Origin of the sequence: Paenibacillus lutimineralis, assembly GCF_003991425.1 — a bacterium.
GTDB lineage: Bacteria > Bacillota > Bacilli > Paenibacillales > Paenibacillaceae > Fontibacillus > Fontibacillus lutimineralis.
The window spans coordinates 4,554,253-4,572,271 of record NZ_CP034346.1 but is presented as its reverse complement, the minus strand read 5'-3'; the positions used below and the strand labels follow the sequence as shown (position 1 = coordinate 4,572,271).

25 protein-coding genes are annotated in these 18,019 nt (G+C 39.6%); 18 read left to right on the top strand and 7 right to left on the bottom strand.

What is annotated here, in order from left to right:
* Positions 1-208: 208 nt before the first annotated feature.
* The 5 genes from EI981_RS20335 to EI981_RS20315 form a co-directional block, all read right to left on the bottom strand.
* On the bottom strand, positions 209-880 hold the full coding sequence (locus EI981_RS20335) for an ABC transporter ATP-binding protein (RefSeq protein WP_127001304.1): 672 nt from the start codon (positions 878-880) through the stop codon (positions 209-211).
* 9 nt (positions 881-889) lie between these two features.
* Positions 890-2,449, bottom strand: coding sequence for an ABC transporter permease (locus EI981_RS20330; RefSeq protein WP_127001302.1), 1,560 nt, complete (start codon positions 2,447-2,449; stop codon positions 890-892).
* Positions 2,450-2,473: 24 nt separating this feature from the next.
* Entirely contained in the window at positions 2,474-2,854 is a 381-nt protein-coding gene (locus tag EI981_RS20325; protein ID WP_127001300.1) for a hypothetical protein, read from the bottom strand.
* A 136-nt stretch (positions 2,855-2,990) separates the two neighbouring features.
* Positions 2,991-4,241, bottom strand: a complete 1,251-nt coding sequence (locus EI981_RS20320) for a sensor histidine kinase (RefSeq protein WP_227011511.1) — start codon at positions 4,239-4,241, stop codon at positions 2,991-2,993.
* Between the two features lie 31 nt (positions 4,242-4,272).
* Positions 4,273-4,962, bottom strand: a complete 690-nt coding sequence (locus EI981_RS20315) for a response regulator transcription factor (protein WP_127001296.1) — start codon at positions 4,960-4,962, stop codon at positions 4,273-4,275.
* Positions 4,963-5,500: 538 nt separating this feature from the next.
* Here EI981_RS20315 and EI981_RS20310 point away from each other — a divergent pair.
* From EI981_RS20310 to EI981_RS20255, 13 genes are all read left to right on the top strand, one after another.
* Positions 5,501-6,073, top strand: a complete 573-nt coding sequence (locus tag EI981_RS20310; RefSeq protein WP_127001294.1) for an AAA family ATPase — start codon at positions 5,501-5,503, stop codon at positions 6,071-6,073.
* A 42-nt stretch (positions 6,074-6,115) separates the two neighbouring features.
* A complete protein-coding gene (locus EI981_RS20305) occupies positions 6,116-6,520 on the top strand; it encodes a GNAT family N-acetyltransferase (RefSeq protein WP_127004848.1) in 405 nt (134 codons plus the stop codon).
* Positions 6,521-6,620: 100 nt separating this feature from the next.
* Entirely contained in the window at positions 6,621-7,124 is a 504-nt protein-coding gene (locus EI981_RS20300; protein WP_127001292.1) for a GNAT family N-acetyltransferase, read from the top strand.
* Between the two features lie 38 nt (positions 7,125-7,162).
* Positions 7,163-7,696, top strand: a complete 534-nt coding sequence (locus EI981_RS20295; RefSeq protein WP_127001290.1) for a GNAT family N-acetyltransferase — start codon at positions 7,163-7,165, stop codon at positions 7,694-7,696.
* A gap of 12 nt (positions 7,697-7,708) precedes the next feature.
* On the top strand, positions 7,709-7,840 hold the full coding sequence (locus EI981_RS30015) for a hypothetical protein (RefSeq protein WP_257791989.1): 132 nt from the start codon (positions 7,709-7,711) through the stop codon (positions 7,838-7,840).
* A 31-nt stretch (positions 7,841-7,871) separates the two neighbouring features.
* Entirely contained in the window at positions 7,872-8,078 is a 207-nt protein-coding gene (locus tag EI981_RS20290; RefSeq protein WP_127001288.1) for a hypothetical protein, read from the top strand.
* A 27-nt stretch (positions 8,079-8,105) separates the two neighbouring features.
* Positions 8,106-9,014: a hypothetical protein gene (locus tag EI981_RS20285; RefSeq protein ID WP_127001286.1), complete on the top strand. Its 909-nt coding sequence runs from the start codon at positions 8,106-8,108 to the stop codon at positions 9,012-9,014.
* A 702-nt stretch (positions 9,015-9,716) separates the two neighbouring features.
* Positions 9,717-10,010: a hypothetical protein gene (locus EI981_RS20280; protein ID WP_127001284.1), complete on the top strand. Its 294-nt coding sequence runs from the start codon at positions 9,717-9,719 to the stop codon at positions 10,008-10,010.
* Positions 10,011-10,039: 29 nt separating this feature from the next.
* Positions 10,040-10,285: a hypothetical protein gene (locus tag EI981_RS20275; RefSeq protein ID WP_127001282.1), complete on the top strand. Its 246-nt coding sequence runs from the start codon at positions 10,040-10,042 to the stop codon at positions 10,283-10,285.
* A gap of 111 nt (positions 10,286-10,396) precedes the next feature.
* The gene (locus EI981_RS20270; RefSeq protein ID WP_127001280.1) at positions 10,397-10,927 is read left to right on the top strand and encodes a hypothetical protein; all 531 of its coding nucleotides are present in this window, start codon (positions 10,397-10,399) and stop codon (positions 10,925-10,927) included.
* Positions 10,928-10,948: 21 nt separating this feature from the next.
* The gene (locus tag EI981_RS20265) at positions 10,949-11,443 is read left to right on the top strand and encodes an NUDIX domain-containing protein (RefSeq protein ID WP_127001278.1); all 495 of its coding nucleotides are present in this window, start codon (positions 10,949-10,951) and stop codon (positions 11,441-11,443) included.
* Complete coding sequence (locus EI981_RS20260; protein ID WP_127001276.1) at positions 11,430-11,864, top strand: GNAT family N-acetyltransferase; 435 nt, start codon at positions 11,430-11,432, stop codon at positions 11,862-11,864. The genes EI981_RS20265 and EI981_RS20260 overlap by 14 nt, the downstream gene beginning before the upstream one ends.
* A 32-nt stretch (positions 11,865-11,896) precedes the next feature.
* Complete coding sequence (locus EI981_RS20255) at positions 11,897-12,133, top strand: NUDIX domain-containing protein (RefSeq protein WP_127001274.1); 237 nt, start codon at positions 11,897-11,899, stop codon at positions 12,131-12,133.
* 141 nt (positions 12,134-12,274) lie between these two features.
* Here EI981_RS20255 and EI981_RS20250 read toward each other — a convergent pair whose 3' ends face one another.
* Entirely contained in the window at positions 12,275-12,691 is a 417-nt protein-coding gene (locus EI981_RS20250; RefSeq protein ID WP_127001272.1) for a VOC family protein, read from the bottom strand.
* 117 nt (positions 12,692-12,808) lie between these two features.
* Complete coding sequence (gene udk / locus EI981_RS20245; protein ID WP_127001270.1) at positions 12,809-13,441, bottom strand: uridine kinase; 633 nt, start codon at positions 13,439-13,441, stop codon at positions 12,809-12,811.
* 358 nt (positions 13,442-13,799) lie between these two features.
* On the opposite strand from udk, the gene EI981_RS20240 reads away from it, so the two are divergent.
* The 5 genes from EI981_RS20240 to EI981_RS20220 all read left to right on the top strand — a co-directional run bounded on the left by EI981_RS20240 (position 13,800) and on the right by EI981_RS20220 (position 17,999).
* Positions 13,800-14,447, top strand: a complete 648-nt coding sequence (locus EI981_RS20240; RefSeq protein ID WP_127001268.1) for a FusB/FusC family EF-G-binding protein — start codon at positions 13,800-13,802, stop codon at positions 14,445-14,447.
* A 245-nt stretch (positions 14,448-14,692) separates the two neighbouring features.
* Entirely contained in the window at positions 14,693-15,763 is a 1,071-nt protein-coding gene (locus EI981_RS20235) for a polysaccharide deacetylase family protein (RefSeq protein ID WP_127001266.1), read from the top strand.
* A gap of 281 nt (positions 15,764-16,044) precedes the next feature.
* Positions 16,045-16,536: a GNAT family N-acetyltransferase gene (locus EI981_RS20230; RefSeq protein WP_127001264.1), complete on the top strand. Its 492-nt coding sequence runs from the start codon at positions 16,045-16,047 to the stop codon at positions 16,534-16,536.
* Positions 16,537-16,591: 55 nt separating this feature from the next.
* On the top strand, positions 16,592-17,449 hold the full coding sequence (locus EI981_RS20225; RefSeq protein WP_127001262.1) for a GNAT family N-acetyltransferase: 858 nt from the start codon (positions 16,592-16,594) through the stop codon (positions 17,447-17,449).
* A gap of 52 nt (positions 17,450-17,501) precedes the next feature.
* Complete coding sequence (locus tag EI981_RS20220; RefSeq protein ID WP_162616230.1) at positions 17,502-17,999, top strand: GNAT family N-acetyltransferase; 498 nt, start codon at positions 17,502-17,504, stop codon at positions 17,997-17,999.
* Positions 18,000-18,019 lie beyond the last annotated feature (20 nt).

The window sequence follows — 18,019 nt, the reverse complement described above, 5'->3', positions numbered from 1 at the left end:
TAGAAGCAAATAATACGGTTTTCCCGCGATCTTTCCCTTGTAATGGACATTATTGTCCGTTACAAGGGCAGCGTACCAAAGAATCAACGCTAACGGTCATTAGTGTCCGAGTGTGAGATCAAAACAGAGGTATTCAACATTTTGGGCTCGCAAAAGGGGCATCTCCTAGTCGGTAAATCAACTTTTGGAGATAGCCCCCTCTTGAGCTTTACTTTTGCTTCATCTGCGCTAGTTTCCCCTCACTCATTCCGTAAATGATATCAGCAATGGTTGTTACCTTCTTAGAGTGGGTAACGATGATGACACATTTGCCTTCCTGATGGGCAAGCGAAGTGAAGATATCTAGGATAGCCTCCTCTGTTGCACTATCTAGATTGCCTGTCGGTTCATCGGCAATGATTATGTCGGGATTATGTGAAATTGCCCGGGCAATTCCCACACGCTGCTGTTCGCCACCGGATAGTCTTAGTATTTTTCTGTCCGCCGTTTCTCTGTCAATCCCAACTTTTTCAAGCAAAGCATAGGCATAAGCTTTTTTATCCTTCTCGGAGCTCCCATTGATATTCATGGAAAGCACGATGTTCTCAATAGCCGTCGCATTGGTAAGGAGATTGAAGCTCTGAAATACAACACCAATCCCTTTGGACCTGTATTCGTCTCGGTCGAGCTTTTTCAAGTCCTGATCGTTATGCATGATGGTTCCATCGGTGCATACATCAAGCCCGGAAATTAAAGATAGCAAGGTTGACTTGCCAGATCCGGACTTACCAACAATCGTATGAACTTTTCTAGGCTCAAAAGTGGCATTCACTCCTTTGAGAACACTCTTCTTTGTACCTTCATATCTGTAGAACACATTATTTACTGTAAGTACACTCATTGCTATCACCTAATTCCTTTCCATGAGTATTTTGATGGGCTCATACTTTGTGATCTTGCTGATGGATATCAATCCGGCAAATGAAGCTAATAGAATCGAAATGCCGATAATCTCCGATATCGTAACAAGATCAAGTGAGATTTTCATTTCGGACAACGGCTTGGCGCTAGTCTGTGCTCCTCCAAGCTGTGCACCACCTAATTGCATACCCCCGGGGCCCATCATGACATTTCCATCACCAGCACCTTGTGATGTGCTTGATTGTGCCGCTTCAGCTTGATTCTGAAGCAACATGTCCGATACAGGCTGTGCAGCAACAGTACCTACTCCTAATCCTATGACAAGACAAAAACAGGTAATTGTGAGAATTTCAAACCAGAGTCCCAGTGCCACCTTCGCTTTTTTCATCCCCATCGCCCGAAGAACACCAATTTCATACTTGCGCTCCCGGATCGAGATCGAAGCAAGTAATAGTAAAATAATCGAGCCGAGAATGATAACAACGACCATAAATGTGATGGAAATACCCTTTAATCCCTCAACAGGCTTTACTACTTTTTCATAGGAAGCTGTATCAGTATTCACATTGAAAAGATCAGAAAGTTCCTTTGACCTAACCTCTGCTTCGAATAGCTCAAGCATTTCAGGGCTTTTTAGATAATAGGTTACATTTACATTCACTCCAGTCTCGTTGGCCTTACGCTGGGCAATTAATGTATTGAGTGAAGTTAGGATCTCGTTGCGCCTATTAAATCCTGCGGATTTAGGCATATTGTCATTTGCATATTCATCGGTCAAGTCACTATAAACACCGACAACGGTTAAGGAATAAGTAACCTCACGCTGTAAGCGGACAGTTCCCATTCCAGATATGGACGCGGTATATTCCATACCATCTACGGTTACTTTATCATCCTCCTGTACATTCTCGGAAGTCATATCAGAAGGCGCTTCAACGCTCATATTAGCTGTAAAAGTTATTACATCGCCGAGGTTAATGTTATTTGAGTCACGAAGTTCGTTGCTGATCACACCTTCGCCGTCTGCTTCTGGTAGCCTGCCGCTTTCCAGGCTTCTGAGTCCATCGTTAAAGTCTTCCCAGCTATCCCCCATTAACTTGTAATTTCCGTTCATTCCCAGGCCTTTCATCATGCCCCCCTCACCAACAATAGATGTAGTGCCTGCTCCTGAAGAATTAGAGTCATCTTGATCAATCGCTGTAATCTCCGAGTTGTTTGCTGAAATAGTGCCTGTTGCAATACTTTCTTTGAGATATTCCGAATTGGCAAACTGCAACAACTGCTCTGAAGGGATCTCAGGCTTTTTGACCATCACTCTACCGTCTGTAGAGTTTTTCTGTGCTTCTTCCATGACCTTCTGCATATCGGGCGTAATATACACCTCTGAGGCAAAGCGCTCCTTATAATCCTCAATAACTGCCGAAGAGGTATTGTTAATGATTAAAGATATAACGGTTGTCAGTATGATTACAAAAATAATTGCGCCGATCATCAGGTTTCTACCTTTGTTACGCACCAAATTTTTAAGTGCATTTTGTAAAATAAACATACTTAATAAACTCCTTTTACCCTTTTATTTTCCATGCTCCATATCTACAACTTCAAATCCATTAAAGAAATCATCCAGTTCGTCCTCCGCTGAAGTTTTGGACTGGAATGGCCTAACCATATTACGATTATCGGATGGTTGATTAGCAGCAAGTCTTAAGTGAAGTATGCCAGCTGTCAATAATACCGCTGTAAAACCAAGAATAGTAATGGCATAGGTAAGAACCTGCGGTATAAAATCGTGCCAGTAGTAATCGGATGTTTGTTCCGATGTAGCGCCCTGTAAGGCGGCATTGTCTAGCATTTCAAGCTGTGGCGGTATATACAGGATGAGCTGCCAAATGCCCAAAGCAAGAATAATACCGGATAGTACAAAGATAATGACGCTTGTTAGATTTTTTTTCACTATCAATTTTCCTCCTCATAGAATTCATATTGATTATTTAAAAGGACAAACCTTTAACCAACCTTAAATCGCAATACAAGGCAGCAAAAAGCCCTCGGATTATGATCCGAAGGCTGTGTATGGTTGATTATTCTCTTCAATCCAATTCAAGAATAAAGGTCGTACTTTCTCCTTGAACGCTTGTGACGTGAATTTTTCCACCTACATTTTCTATAATTGCTCTTGCAATGGATAGCCCCAGGCCATAACTTCCGTCGTGGGCTCTTGATGCATCTATACGATAAAAGCGATCAAATAGTCTTGGCAGACTTTCTTTTGGAATCCCACCTCCCGAATTTTCCACTGAAAAGAGTACGTGGTTTCGAGACTTTTTGAGCGTAACCTCAATTTTGCCGTTTTCGTTCACATACTTTACGGCATTATCAAGCAGTATAATGACGACTTGCTTCATTTTATCACTAGCACCGTTTACGATGAGATCTGGTTCGATGTTCTGAGAAAGTGTTATTCCTTTTTCAAAGACAACCGCCTCCATCGCAAGTAGTACATCGGTAACAACATGGCTGATATTAAAAGGGGCAAGCTCACTGTTTATAGCCTCGCTGTCGGTTTTCGCTAGATACAATAGGTCACTAACGAGTTTTCCCATTCGATCTGTCTCGGTGGCGATATAATCCAGCCATTTCTGTTGGCTCTTAATCGTCTCCGTTTTATTGGCATACAAAGCCTCGGCGTTGGCATGAATGACAGCGAGCGGTGTCTTCAGTTCGTGAGAAGCGTCTGCGATAAACTGTTTTTGTTTCTCATAGGCGATTTCTACAGGCGTAATGGCACGCCGGGCAAAAAACAGGCTTATACCAAAAATCACAAACAGCATCACGATGCTGATGGCGCCAAATGTAAGCAAAAGCTGCGAAAGTATGTTGTATGACTCGGTCACGTCCATAAAATAAATCTGTTCAAGCACGGCCGCTTGGGAAACGCCGCTTTTTCCCTTGATAATAAGATTTGCATTCATGGAATTGATTTTAAAAAGCCAACGCTGGCCATCAATCGAGATGACGGCACTTTCTTTATTCGAAGAGATGGCAAGCTTGGTTGCCTGTGCATAGGTATCTTCTGTTAAATCCAAATAAGAGTGAACATTAAGCAATTTGTTATTCTTACCGACTAATACGCTGAAAGTTGAGGAATAATCATTTGGTATTTTCCCGACAAATACCCTGTCAGTGTTATTGTTCTCATCTGATTTAACCAGCGAATTCATCATAATCGGAGACATAGCGATATTGGTAAGTTTGATTTGGTTTTCATTCTGTATATTACCGTAAGTTATGATGTAAATGGCAGCAAAGGCTGAGATCATTACAATCGTAATGATTGTCATATTCAGTATAATAAATTTGTTCCGTAATCTCTTAAACATGCTTATCACCTTGTGATCTTAGAACATAGCCGACACCGCGCATCGTATGGATCGAGGTCTCAGATTTAATATGACTCAATTTCTTACGCAAGAACGATATATAAACCTCCACATTATTGTCTTCGGCTTCGCCATCGTAGCCCCACAGCTTTTCAATAATGGTGTTCTTGGACACAACCATGCCTCTCATGTTTATTAGTAATTCTAATAGCTGGAATTCTTTCAATGTGAGCTTGTACGACTTATTACCGCAAAATAATTCGAGAGAATTGGGATAGATGTTAATGTCCCCATAGGTCAATGTACCATCTTGTATCAACTCGCCTTTCCGTCGGTTAAGGGCACGGAGACGAGCAAGAAGTTCCTCGGACTTAAATGGTTTGGCAATATAATCATCCGCACCACTATCCAGCCCATTCACTGTATCCTCGGTCTCACCCTTCGCCGTTAGAAGAACGACAGGAACAGAAATGCCATGCTTTCTGATTTCTTTTAATATAGTTATCCCGTCTATTTTGGGAAGCATAATATCAAGTATGATAAAGTCATAAATCGCCGATATCGCGCAATCAAGCCCATATTCACCATCATGAGCTAAATCGACAGTATAATTGTTCTTCTTGAGAACCTGTGCCACGGCTTCAGCCAGATGTTTCTCGTCTTCTACGATCAGTATTCTCACGCAGATACCTCCTTGTTCATCTCTATCTTAGCAACGCAACCTTTAATTAACCTTAATTTCGCTGAGAAGTTTTTTATCTATTTAACATCTATAGGCCATATTCCCGCTGAGGACTATCCCCCTTTGGTTATCGGCTGTATAATTATGGAATATAATTTGAATAATAGGGAACTCACAAGGAAGGTAAAACGGAGAAAGGGGAATAAAGTATGGAAAGTTCAATTAAAACAATCTATCCTAGAGCAAAATTTAATATAATTGGTATGTTATTAATCGAAATTTGTTTATTTATAAATCTTTCGATTAGCCGAAATAGGTTATCTACATACCTTATTACGTTGATGATCATCTTTGTTTCAGTTTATATAATAGCGATACTGAAACGGAAGAATAGGTTTTAAACTTCATGATAAGCGGTTAGTTCCTATGTATGAAAAATAGGTTTTTTCAAACCTTAATGTAGCATACGATAGGTCAATTCAGAGGTTCCTATCAAAGGAATTCTATCATCTAAAAGTAACTGAGGAGGCGACGTAATATGTTAAATGAATCTCCTAAGATCATTTTAATAACAGGTATTATGGCGAGTGGAAAATCGACAGTTGCGCAAATTCTTGCCGAACATCTAGAGAACTCCGTTCATTTACGGGGGGATATCTTCCGTAAAATGATTGTTAATAATCGAAGGGAAGTAAGTCCGGATGCAGAAGAGGACGAGTTGGAGCAATTGAAACTTCGATATAGACTTGCGGCACAATCCGCAGATCTTTATTTTGAAGCAGGATTTTCTGTAATCATTCAAGATGTTGTAGTTGGTCCAATGTTAGAGGACTTTATATCATATGTCCGTAACCGTCCTTTGTATCTAGTAGTTCTGTGTCCAAGTACGCATGCTGTAACGCTAAGAGAAGCTGCTAGACCGAAGAAAGGATATGGTGTTTGGACAGTTGAAGCTTTGAATAGTGTACTACTAAATGAAACACCTAGAATTGGAATGTGGATTGACTCTTCAAATATAACACCTGAAGAAACAGTTCATGAGATACTGGCAAGATTAGATAATGAAGCAAAGCTGAATGAACAGAGGGAGAAAAATCTTGATGGACTATAATATCATTGGAATAAGAGAAAACCCTGATATACGGAACAAGCAATACAATATTTTTCTGAACGCTGGGGCATTGATGAGAGGATTTACCGAGACTGTATTATTAATAGTTTAGCAACTCCCAACAAACTCCCTCGTTTTTACTTGATGATTGAAGCTAGTCGAATAATCGGAGGATATGGGCTAATTACAAATGATTTTGTTAGTAGACAAGATCTATTCCCTTATCTATGTGCTCTTTATATCGAAGAAGATATGAGGGGAAGTGAACTAGGATCCGTTCTACTTGAGCATGGTAAGAATGAAACAAGAAAACTAGGATTCGATAAGCTTTATTTATGTACGGATCATAAAGGTTATTATGAAAAGTACAACTGGAAGAGGATCGGAGAGGGATATCATCCATGGAATCATACAAGTCAAATCTATGAAGCTGATGTAATAAAATGAAAGCGTTTTGATGGAGTGAGGTAAGGATGTAACAAAGTCAACAAGCCGGCCAACAATGCATTACTATTTAGTTCATTCGTGAATTTTGGAGGGAAGGATATTGAGAATCAGTGTCTTACAAGAATCAGATGCGCAGGTGTATCAACAAGTTCGATTGGATGGCTTAAGGAATGATCCTAGTGCCTTTGGTTCCACTTATGAACGCGAAGAGAAATTTGCTCTCGATGTTGTAGCTGAAAGAATAAAACCTAGTATTGATAAGTTTGTGTTAGGTGCATTCGGAGATGACGGTTATTTATTTGGAATTGTAGCCTTTGTGCGTGAGACCGGCATGAAGACTCGGCATAAAGGCAATATTTACGGGATGTATGTAGTTCCAGAAAAAAGGGGAATTGGCTTAGGAAAAGAACTTATGGGTGAAGTAATTAGAAAAGCGGGAGAAATCGAGGGGATAGAACAACTAAACCTAACAGTGATCTCTAATAACAACCCTGCTAAAAAATTGTACATGTCTTTAGGATTTGAGATTTATGGACGAGAACAAAATGCTCTTAAGTATGAGAATCAATATTATGATGAAGATTTAATGGTTCTCAGACTTTAAGGTGATGATAGAGGAAAACGCAGAAACGGAGATGTAAAATGCTAAGTGTAAATTATAGGGCTTTAACTATAGATGATTGTGAACAAATAAAAAATATGAACCCATCTCAATATATAAAAAGAGCATGGAGAGATGTCAATGGAAAGCGTCAATTGGTTGATATTAATTATCAGGATAACGATTGGCCGGGCGGATATGAGCATCATTTCAACAGTCTGAGAGAAACAATCCTGCAAGATGGTTATGCTGTAGGCGCCTTTGATGGAATGAATAGATTAATAGGATTTGCAACACTGAATCATGAATTTTTTGGTGTAAGGAGTAACTATGTTTTATTGGATCAACTATTTATAACCTTAGAGCATCGAAATAAAGGAATTGGCAAAAAACTCTTCTCGATCATATCAGATAAGGGTTTGGAATGGAAAGCGGATAAAATATATATATGTGCAGGCTCTGCTGAAGAAACAGTGGCGTTTTATTTTGCTATAGGTTGTATCGAAGCAGTGGAAATCAATAAAAAGTTGTATGACAACGATCCAAGGGACTTTCAATTGGAATATTCTCTTTAAGGAGGGATGTTCATGGAGGTTTATTATAAAAATTACTTGATTTCTGATGACAAGGCTAAGCTTGAAAAACAAGTTGTCTTAGACTACCTAGCCCGCAGTTACTGGGGAAATCAACGATCACCTCAGGGCAAAGGTAATAATTGAGTTTGCGTATTTGTATAAAGGAGGGATTAGTATGTCATGGAAAGCAAAGATAATAGCGATAATTATTTCGTTTTTACTTTGCTTCGCAGGTTATGGATTCGTTTTTGGCTTTAAACTTGAAAATTTATTGTATGTGTTCATGTTTTCGATTATTCCAACTCTAGGCATACTCTCATTTGATTCCAGATCAAATGTGGAGGAATATTACAGGCACAGGAATAATCGTCGAAGGTATTAAACTTTAATTGGAAGGGTGAATTTTCAAATGATTTACGATGTTCATATCGGTAAATTAATCAGTGGGAGAAGAGAATTAGAAGGCAAGGGGGTTTATCTATTATGTACAACAGATCGAAAAATCCAAGAAATCCCGACTTTTAGTCCTGAGGATGGAGTCTTTGTAAGTAGAGAAGATATGGAAAATGCGCTTTATGACTTCTGCAAATCGGCTCTGTCTACCTATATAGATGAAGGGAGAAACAAGGATGTATACTCCTTCTCAATCTATACCGATAGCTATCACGGTAGCTATGTAATATACATAAATAATTGTTCTTCTCTAGATCAGACTGTAGATACATATTATGCTAGCTACCAAGAAAAATATATGAAAACAAATGACGAGTTTTACAATCGAACACGGGACCAGGTATTGAATTCTCTTAAATTTGCTGAAGGGGATTACCCTTTTATGTTTGAAGAGATGCCTGATTATCTTGAAAAATATCTTAATATTTTCGCTTGCATTGAACAGGAAGCACCTGGGTATTTAAATATTGAGCAGAACTATATATTTGAAAAGTCGATTATCGATTCAGAGCTTTTCTTGATTGCTATCAATGTGATTCATCGTCTGCAAGACGACCTCAAACAACTGGACCAAACTGAAGATTTCATTGCCTATGTGTCAGCTGCAGATGGTGTTGGTGGTGATTACTTGACCTTAAGCCAACTGATTAGGAGATGTGTTCCAGAAGATCAATTGTATAAGGCAATGCATGACTTAAAGGAAAAAGATTCGGAGTTCCATTCCACAATTGATGCTGTACGCCAACTTCCTGTTTTTCAGCAGATCAAACATTGGGTGAATATTATAGAGGAAGGGGAATTTGCTGAAGGGAGCATGCGCAGCTTCTTGCGAACCGATTATGAGGCTTATGAGCAACTAGTATAGCTTGGAGAGCAAGTGATCCCATATATTCAAGAGTTTTTGAATGGTGATTTCAAGGAAGAGACCCGATATATTCTGCAGCTGGTTATTGAGGATCTGAAAGAACAAGCTTCATAATAGGTTGCCTGATAAAGCATTCCGGCAGGGGGATATCCAAAACCGCGAGATCCGATGGGGGAATTCATACGAGTTGTTGCCTATTTGCTACTTGTAGCGTTTTTTATTTTGCCCGGTTGTAATTCTAACAAGTGCGTTATTAGTGTGGGGATATGACTCAAATTACCGGCTCGAATAATGGGGCTGTCAAGTGAAGGCGGACAGGAAATGAAAGAGGGAACTATGGGGAAGTTTAGATTTCATAAGTGGACCGAAATAGGGTCCTTATGTATTGTGTTAGGATCATGTATCAAGTTTGCTTATCATTTATATTATATCTTCATGGATATAGGGATAACAAAGGGTGCAGTTATAGAAGTAATATTCAATGTATATCACCTTAGCATTATAACAACTATGAAGGAATATGAATTATATATTTTACCGATGTACGTCATTTCGTCCTTGTTAATACTATATCTAATAGGACTCATAAGCGCTTATATCAAACATTGCAAACAAAAAGATAAAAAAGATAATAATATTCTAGAAAGTTAAGTAAGTCAGAGCTTCATCATCTTTTTAGTACTTATTTTGGAGTGATATGTTGTGGGATCCAATAATAAAAAGCAAGGTGAAGAATGCACTGAGCTTCTGTATCAAGATCGAATAACGTTCAGCTTACATGGAAAGGAAGGCTTTCGTCTGATTTTTCATTGTGGCTCTAAACGTACGGAATATGCGGACAAAGGACCGTTTTTTCAGGATGACACGAAATTACTTGACTGGATCACTGGTGATCGGGCAATGATTAAGTTTCTATCAGCAAGTGATGTGGAAAATAATCGTAATCATCTAATAAAAGTTGTAACCAAATGGTTAGAGGTAACAAACAATATATAGTAAGCATTTCATCAGTATGGAGTGATTAAATGAATAACATCGATAAACGAAATCGACTTAGTGAAGATGAAGTATTCACTTATAAAATAATGAAAGACAAGAAAGTTTTTATTTATTGGAAGGGCAAGCAAGTATCAATACTTACTGGTAAGGCAAGCGATAAATTTTTAAAATCAATAGACGGTAAGGACCATTTGGAAACCCAGCTAGTCATGGCTAAATTGACAGGGAATTTTAAACGTGGAAATGAGAAGGATGGCAAATCAGCGAAATGAACTGTAATGACCAGAGTGCTGTAATGAAAGAACTTACAACATGACCCAGCCTAAGAGAAATTTGTTCTAGGGCTGGGTTATTTTTATAACGTATTGGGAGAGTTTGATGATATGGAATATCTACGGGACTATACGATGTACATGGCGATTTTCGGAATGTTCAGCTTTATGTGGTTCGGATGGGCTCAGGAGAAGCCCCGAAGGAGCTGGAGATTATATATTGGGATCGCTAGTGGGAGCGCACTTGTCGTTTGCCTGATAGGTGTCTACTTAAGTATTATCAATTGGAATGAGGCTTCGGCATTATCAGATACGAGTTCATTCAGAAGCTACTTGACATTTGTGGTTATTGAATTTCTCCTTGCGGGTGTTGGGGCGTTCCTAATTATTAGACTTAAAAGAAGTGATTATGTTGCCCCGTGGATTGCGTTTATTGTAGGGATTCATTTTTTCTGGCTAAAAGACATATTTAAAGATGCTAGCTTGAACATTTTAGGGATTCTGCTTATTGGAGTAGTGATCACTTCATTCTGGCTATCTAAAAGACTAGGCGTTGCGAATAGCGCCATAACCGGCATTGGTGCCGGCACAGTACTGTTCTGTTTCGCCTTATTAGGGTTAAGTCGGTATCTTGCATTATAAACGGTGGGAAGGGGACTAACTTTGGGAATGTCAGATTACTATCAAAAGTTAAGAGAAAAAATAGGCGATCAACTTATATTCATGCCTGCTGTTGCTGGAATTATTAGAAATGACCGCGGTGAGATCTTGTTCGGCAGAAAGCATAATGAAGAGAAGTGGGGCCTAATTGCAGGAGCGATTGAACTTGGAGAAACCCCAGCTCAAGCCATGGTCAGAGAAGCGGAAGAAGAGACAGGGCTTGTGATTGAACCGCAACGAATCATAGGGGTATACGGTGGGAAAGATCGCCGCTTTATTTATAATAATGGACATCAAGTAGAATATTTAACGATTGTTTTTGAATGTATGATCAAGGGTGGGCAATTAATAGCAGATAACGAAGAGATGCATGAGCTACAATTTTTCTCAGAGGATAATCTTCCGCCGATAGCGAACAATTATCCAGAGTATATTTTTAGCTCGAACCAAGAAGTAGGAGCACATTTTGAACGGGGGAACATATATGATCGCACTTAGAGAGATAGATCGAGACAATTTTTATGATGTTATTAAGCTGAGTGTAACCGATGACCAGAAAGAGTTCGTTGCGTCAAATTTATTCTCGCTAGCACAGGCTAAGGCATATCCAGAGTGTATCTGCTTAGCTATTTATCATGATGAGGTTCTTGTGGGCTTTATGATGTATTGTATAGATCATGAGGATCAGGAGTACTGGATTTATCGCTTAATGATAGATGCCAAGAATCAGTCAAAAGGTTTCGGGAAGGCTGCTATGGAGCAACTTATTGATAGAATCAAAGAAGATCCTCGACATCGGATGATATATATCAGCTTTGAACCAGCGAATATTGGAGCAAGACATTTGTATGAACAATTAGGTTTCCAGGCCGATGGACGAGTGATTGATGGGGAAGTTGTGTATAAGCTGGAATATTAATTAGAACTGGCTCTTAGAGGAGGTTATTTATTTTGTTCTATGTCAATTCGAGGGCAATCATTGAGAGAGATATCGATGGGCAATTAGAAATTGTGATTCAGAATAGAGTGAAGCCTAATGAGCCAGTATCCATTGAACTTCCTGGAGGGCGCATTGAAGCCTTTGAATCATTAGTTCAGGCTTTGAGGAGAGAAGTTAAAGAAGAGACTGGCTTGGATGTGTATGAAATTGAAGGAGAAGAACTACGAACCGTTACTGTCATCCTCTAAAGTTCTCAGATATCGATCGAGCCGGAATTCAATATTATTTAAATCAGAATTGATAGGAAACGTCCATAAAAAAGGATATAGATTTTCTCTGAGAAGAGATGATCTATATCCTTTATTCATTAGCGTCTTTCGCATTAATGGTTATTCACTTTCATGACTAAGTTGCCATTCAATTCCGAACTTGTCTGTCAGGTTGCCATAGCATTTGCTCCAGAACGTCTCTTGCAGCTCCATTTTTACCGAACCGCCATCTTTCAACTTGTTAAATAGTTGCTTGATCTGATCGATGTCTTTGCTAATATAAGCAAGGCCGATGTTATTGCCTAAAGTAAATGGCGAACCGGGGAAAACATCTGAGAACATGACATTGCTGCCATTAATGTTAAGTCGTGAATGCATGACTAAATTTTTGGCTTCTTCGGGAAGTGAATATTCAGGGTTAGGCGGGTTGTCACCGTAAGCCATAATTTGTGGCTTCTCGGTCTCGAATACTTGTGCATAATACTCTACAGCTTCACGACAGTTTCCATTGAAATACAAATAAACATCAACAGCCACTAACTTCACTCCTCATCATGGATTCAATTTATAAATCAGAGAAATCGATTTACTTCAAAATTGTACCATGTGAAACTGTGAAATCAAAATGCCTTACTGTTTAAGACTTGCTTCAGTCTAGCAATTAAAATTCTCCCCACTGTGTAAATATTTCTCAGTCAGTGTGGTGAGCAATTGAATGCCAACTTCATTATGTCCACCTTCGGGGATGATGAGATCGGCGTATTTTTTAGAAGGCTCAATAAAAGCTTCATGCATAGGTTTGACCGTACTTAAGTATTGATCATGTACGGACCGAATGGAGCGACCGCGCTCCTCAATATCTCGAACCACACGGCGAAGTATGCGAACATCAGGATCCGTATCGACGAACACTTTAATGTCCAATATGGCTCTAAGATTCTCATCGGATAGGATGTGAAGGCCTTCGAGGATAATAATGTGGTTAGGCTTCAGTTCAAGTGTTTGTGTTTTAGAACGGGCATGAACCGTGAAGTCATATACAGGGGCATAGGCAGTCTTGCCTTCCGCCAGATCTTGAATATGTTCAATCATGAGCTCGGTATCAAAGGCGAAAGGATGATCATAATTAATCTTCTCGCGCTCTGCAAAGCTTAGATGGGGATTATCTTTGTAGTAGTTATCTTGGGATATGAAGGTGACTTTGTCCGAACCAAGTCGATCAATAACGGAATGGGCAACCGTCGTTTTACCTGATCCGGTGCCACCGGAAATACCAATAATCAGCATGTTTATTCAAAAATCCTCCCTAGTCCTATGAGCTTGTACAATTTTTATATTGTAGCATAGCAGACTTATTTTTTCACCATGAAACGACACATATGTACATAAAAGTGAAACAAGGGATATAAATTGCTCTTAACAGAAATCGCTGCTATAATTTGCGTATGAATTGTGATTGGGGGTTATATCGGTGGCAATACTGAATTGCTCGTTAGCTAGGAAGGACTCATGCAAAGCCTGATCTAGGGCGATACTTTGCGTGGGGTGCGATAATATGAGTTTGATCGCCCATACTTAACTTCATCGTTTCTAATACAGGCTTTGCACCTTATTATCTTCAAATTACAATAAGGGGCTGAAAGCTATGAGTACACCATTTATTAGAAACCATCAGTATAATTTGATTAAGAAACAAGCAGAATTCCTTCAGAAAACATTGCAAACGGTCGTGGATCGGAGTGTCTTGGAAACCGTAAGGTACAGTGCCGCAACGAACATTGTTGAAGCCTTTTCTTCACTGACAGAGGATCAGAAGCAGATGCTGGAACAAATATCTACCCTGGACTCGGCAAGTGACTTTAAGAGCTACCTTAGCGCATTGGAGCCTTACCTGGAGCCTTTTCCGCAGATTACGCCGAAGCAGATTCAGAAGCTATTCCCTAAGAATAAGAAGTTGAAATTACCGGACCTGAATGCTACCGATTTTCGATATTTAACATATCTAAGTTGGGTAGATATTGCCACGAACAAGTTATTTATTGTATACCCATTCGAAGGAAAGTTTATCGGTATTGAGGGAAGAATTACGCCGATTCACAAGAAGGGATACTGTCTGTTCTGCAATCGGCATCAAGAGCTTGCATTTTTCTCGGTCAAGACGAAGCCTGCTCATTCTTCACCGGATAATCTTTCGTTCATGGGGCATTATGTGTGCCTAGAGAACCAAGAATGTAATCACCGTATTACCAATCTAGGGCCATTGGAGAAATTCATTCTCTCGGCCACTAAATAACATATGAACCGACGTAAGGCTGCCTTTAAAGGCAGCCTTTTTTTAATAACAGCCCCTATACTTTTGACGATAAAATCTTTACTTTTGTAATTGGAATATATAGGAATTGTTTGCTAATATATTAATTAAATACTTACAATATCTTCTAACAAGAACATTTTATCACAGCTTAGTAGATTACTACGGCTTGATGCTGGACCCCAACAGGTAAGACTGCACTTTAATAAAAAAGGAGGAAAGTTCTAATGTTCAAAGCAAAGATAGTAAAAGTAGTAGCAACCTTTGGACTCTTCAGCAGTTTGTTCTCCATCCCAATGATGCCAGCAGCTAGTGCAGCTGATGCTAACTGTCCGAACGGTTACGTAGGTCTGACGTACGATGATGGTCCAAATCCAAGCAATACGACAAATTTGCTCAATGCACTGAAGCAGAATGGTCTACGAGCAACAATGTTCAACACTGGGCAAAACGCACAAAGTTATCCGTCTCTGGTCCAGGCTCAAGTGACTGCAGGGATGTGGGTCGGCAATCACTCCTATACGCATCCGCACATGACTACATTGAGCACTGCGCAGATGTCATCGGAAATTACGCAGACTCAGCAAGCAATCCAGTCGGCTACTGGAACTGCACCGAAGCTGTTCCGTCCACCTTATGGTGAGACGAACGCTACTCTGAAATCGATCGAACAGCAGAACGGTCTTACCGAAGTGCTGTGGAACGTTGATTCCCAGGACTGGAACGGTGCCTCGACCGCTCAAATCGTAGCTGCTGTAGGCACGATGCAGAACGGTGATGTGATCCTGATGCATGACCAGTATCAGACAACGCTCCAGGCGATTCCGCAGATTGCGCAGAATCTAAAGAGTCGTGGTCTATGCTCTGGTATGATCTCAACGTCAACGGGTCGGGCAGTCGCACCTGACGGAGGCGGTACAACAAACCCTCCAGGTAATACGACGAGAGTGGAAGCCGAGAGCATGACGAAGAGTGGTCAGTACACGGGGAACATTAGCTCAACGTTCAATGGAGTTGCTCTATACGCCAATGGAGACTCGGTCAAGTACACGCAAAATTTCACGAGCGGAACTCATAGTTTCTCACTCCGAGGTGCTTCCAATAACTCCAATATGGCCAGGCTCGACTTGAAAATAGGTGGGCAGACCAAGGGGACCTTCTACTTTGGTGGAACCAGTCCAGCGGTCTACACCCTAAATAATGTCAGTCATGGTACCGGTAATCAGCAAATTGAGCTCGTCGTAACAGCTGATAACGGGACATGGGATGTTTATATCGATTATTTAGAGATTAGCTAAAGGTGAAATAGTAAGGCAATTTTATAGTCATTGATTTGATGCTAGGCTTCCCCCTTTATGGTTATTAGATGTATAATCAGGGGAAAGCTCAGACAACATACGCCCCAGCCTAGGATAAGAGCTATCTAAGGCTGGGGCGTTTTATTTACGCTAGAGATACTGAGGGATAGTTTAACAATAGTTGTTCTCTCCCTTCATTTTGCATCCCAATATTGGTAATGTTTGTTTAGCACCTGATTTGACTAAGCGCAAGCTAATGAAACGAGGAGGAGAGACCTCATATGGATATTAATCTTGTCCCGATAACGATTGGAGAGAAAGAAGCTTTATACAATTTCTATCAGTTCTATACTTATGATTTTAGTAAATATACGCATGAGGAACTCAATGAGCATGGAATTTATGATGTTAACATTGATTGTTTCTTTGAGGGCGATTCTCGGTGGAATCCGTACTTTATTGAATTATCAGGGATAAGGGTTGGATTCTTAGTGGTACTATTCGAAAATTTGGATACTGATCCAGATCCAACACATGTGATCTATGACTTTATGGTATTGCCGAAATATCGAGGGCAAGGAATTGGGAGGAACGCTGCTAAACAAGCTTTTGACCTATACAAAGCGAATTGGAAAGTCGTACAAATGGAGAGTAATAGTCCCGCAATATCATTTTGGAGAAATGTGATCAGGGACTATACGAACAATAATTATTATGAAAGATATAGAGATGATATAAAGAAATTTATACAGGAATTTAGTACGAAAGAGTAGGAGAGTTAATAAAGAAGGCGGACTTTCGAATATATAAATTGTGAGGTGCAATCTTGTGAAACAGTATAGATTAGAACAAGCAGATCAAAATGTATTTGCTGTTCATCAGGTGATCTACTCCAACTCCGATCTTGAGATGTGGTACGACTGGAATACTCGGTTAGAAGATACGAAGTTTACTGATCAGTGTTTTTGGATTATGTGCGATGAGGATCGGATTGGAGGGGTAATAAAGATTAATGATACTGTAATGTTCCCTTTCATGATTCCTCCATTTTCTAATAGACAAGAGTTGTGGAGAGGACTACTAAAATGCTGCCAGGATGTAAGCAATATTAACGGAGTTCTACAAGATGATGTTAATATTCTGCAGTCATTTGGTTTTAAAGTAAATGTGACCCGACAGGTCATGTGTTGCCCGGCGAGCGGAGGTAACAAGCCGATAACTCCTGATGGACTAACCTTATACTCACTAGGAGATTCTTTCAATATAACTAGAATTCATGATGTAATGAAGGAAGGATATCGTGGAGGAATTGACTTCGAGCTCTTTGGTGTACCTAATAATGAGAAGATCATCGAGGATTTAACGTATCTTTTGCAGGTTTACAAGCATAGGAATCTTTCTATTTACGTTGTAAATGAACAGAGCCAAGAGATTGTTGGCCTTTGCATAGCAGGTATTAGTGAAAAAATGCCACTTGGATTTGCTGAGATAGGTGAGTTGTGTGTCATTCCTCAGTATAGAAACAGAGGGATTGCAGAGTTCATGTTAAATTACATAAAAGAGTCCGCTAGTACATACACAGAGGTTGTGAAATTATGTGTTACGGTGGGAAATCATGCGGAGCTACTATATAAGAAAGTTGGCTTTCAAGCAGGTCCAAGGTTTGCAAGAATGACCAAAAGATGAATTGATGAGCTATAGGAGAATTGTTGTTGAAAGGAATATAATGGAGGCTAGTATGAGTAATAATCTAGAGCTATCTATTGTAGAAAAAGAATCTGACGTAACTACCTTTTGGAAGTTATTTAATAATTATATTAATGAACTATCTCTTAACGCATCTATAGGGGATGAGTTTGATCGAGATTACTTTTACTCTGATGAATATAGAGATGCAATTGAGGAATTAAGAATCAGAGATATAAATCCACTAAGAATATGTTTTATACAAGAAGAGGCTATGATTGGCTTTTTAATGTATATTACTTATTTTGATGAAGGCAGAAAATGCTTTTTAATGGAATACTATATCGAACCTAAATACCGCAACCAAGGGTATGGCAAATTAGCTTATTTGAAGGCCGAACAGTTTGTTAGGAATGAGGGTGCTTTATTCATTGAATTAACACCCACGAACGAAGCAAACGAAAGGTTCTGGAGTAGTGTCGGATTCGAGAAATCTACAGATGTGGATGAAGATAACAAACACTATTACAGAAAATCATTTGAGATATAAAAGGTATTTGGAATATAAAT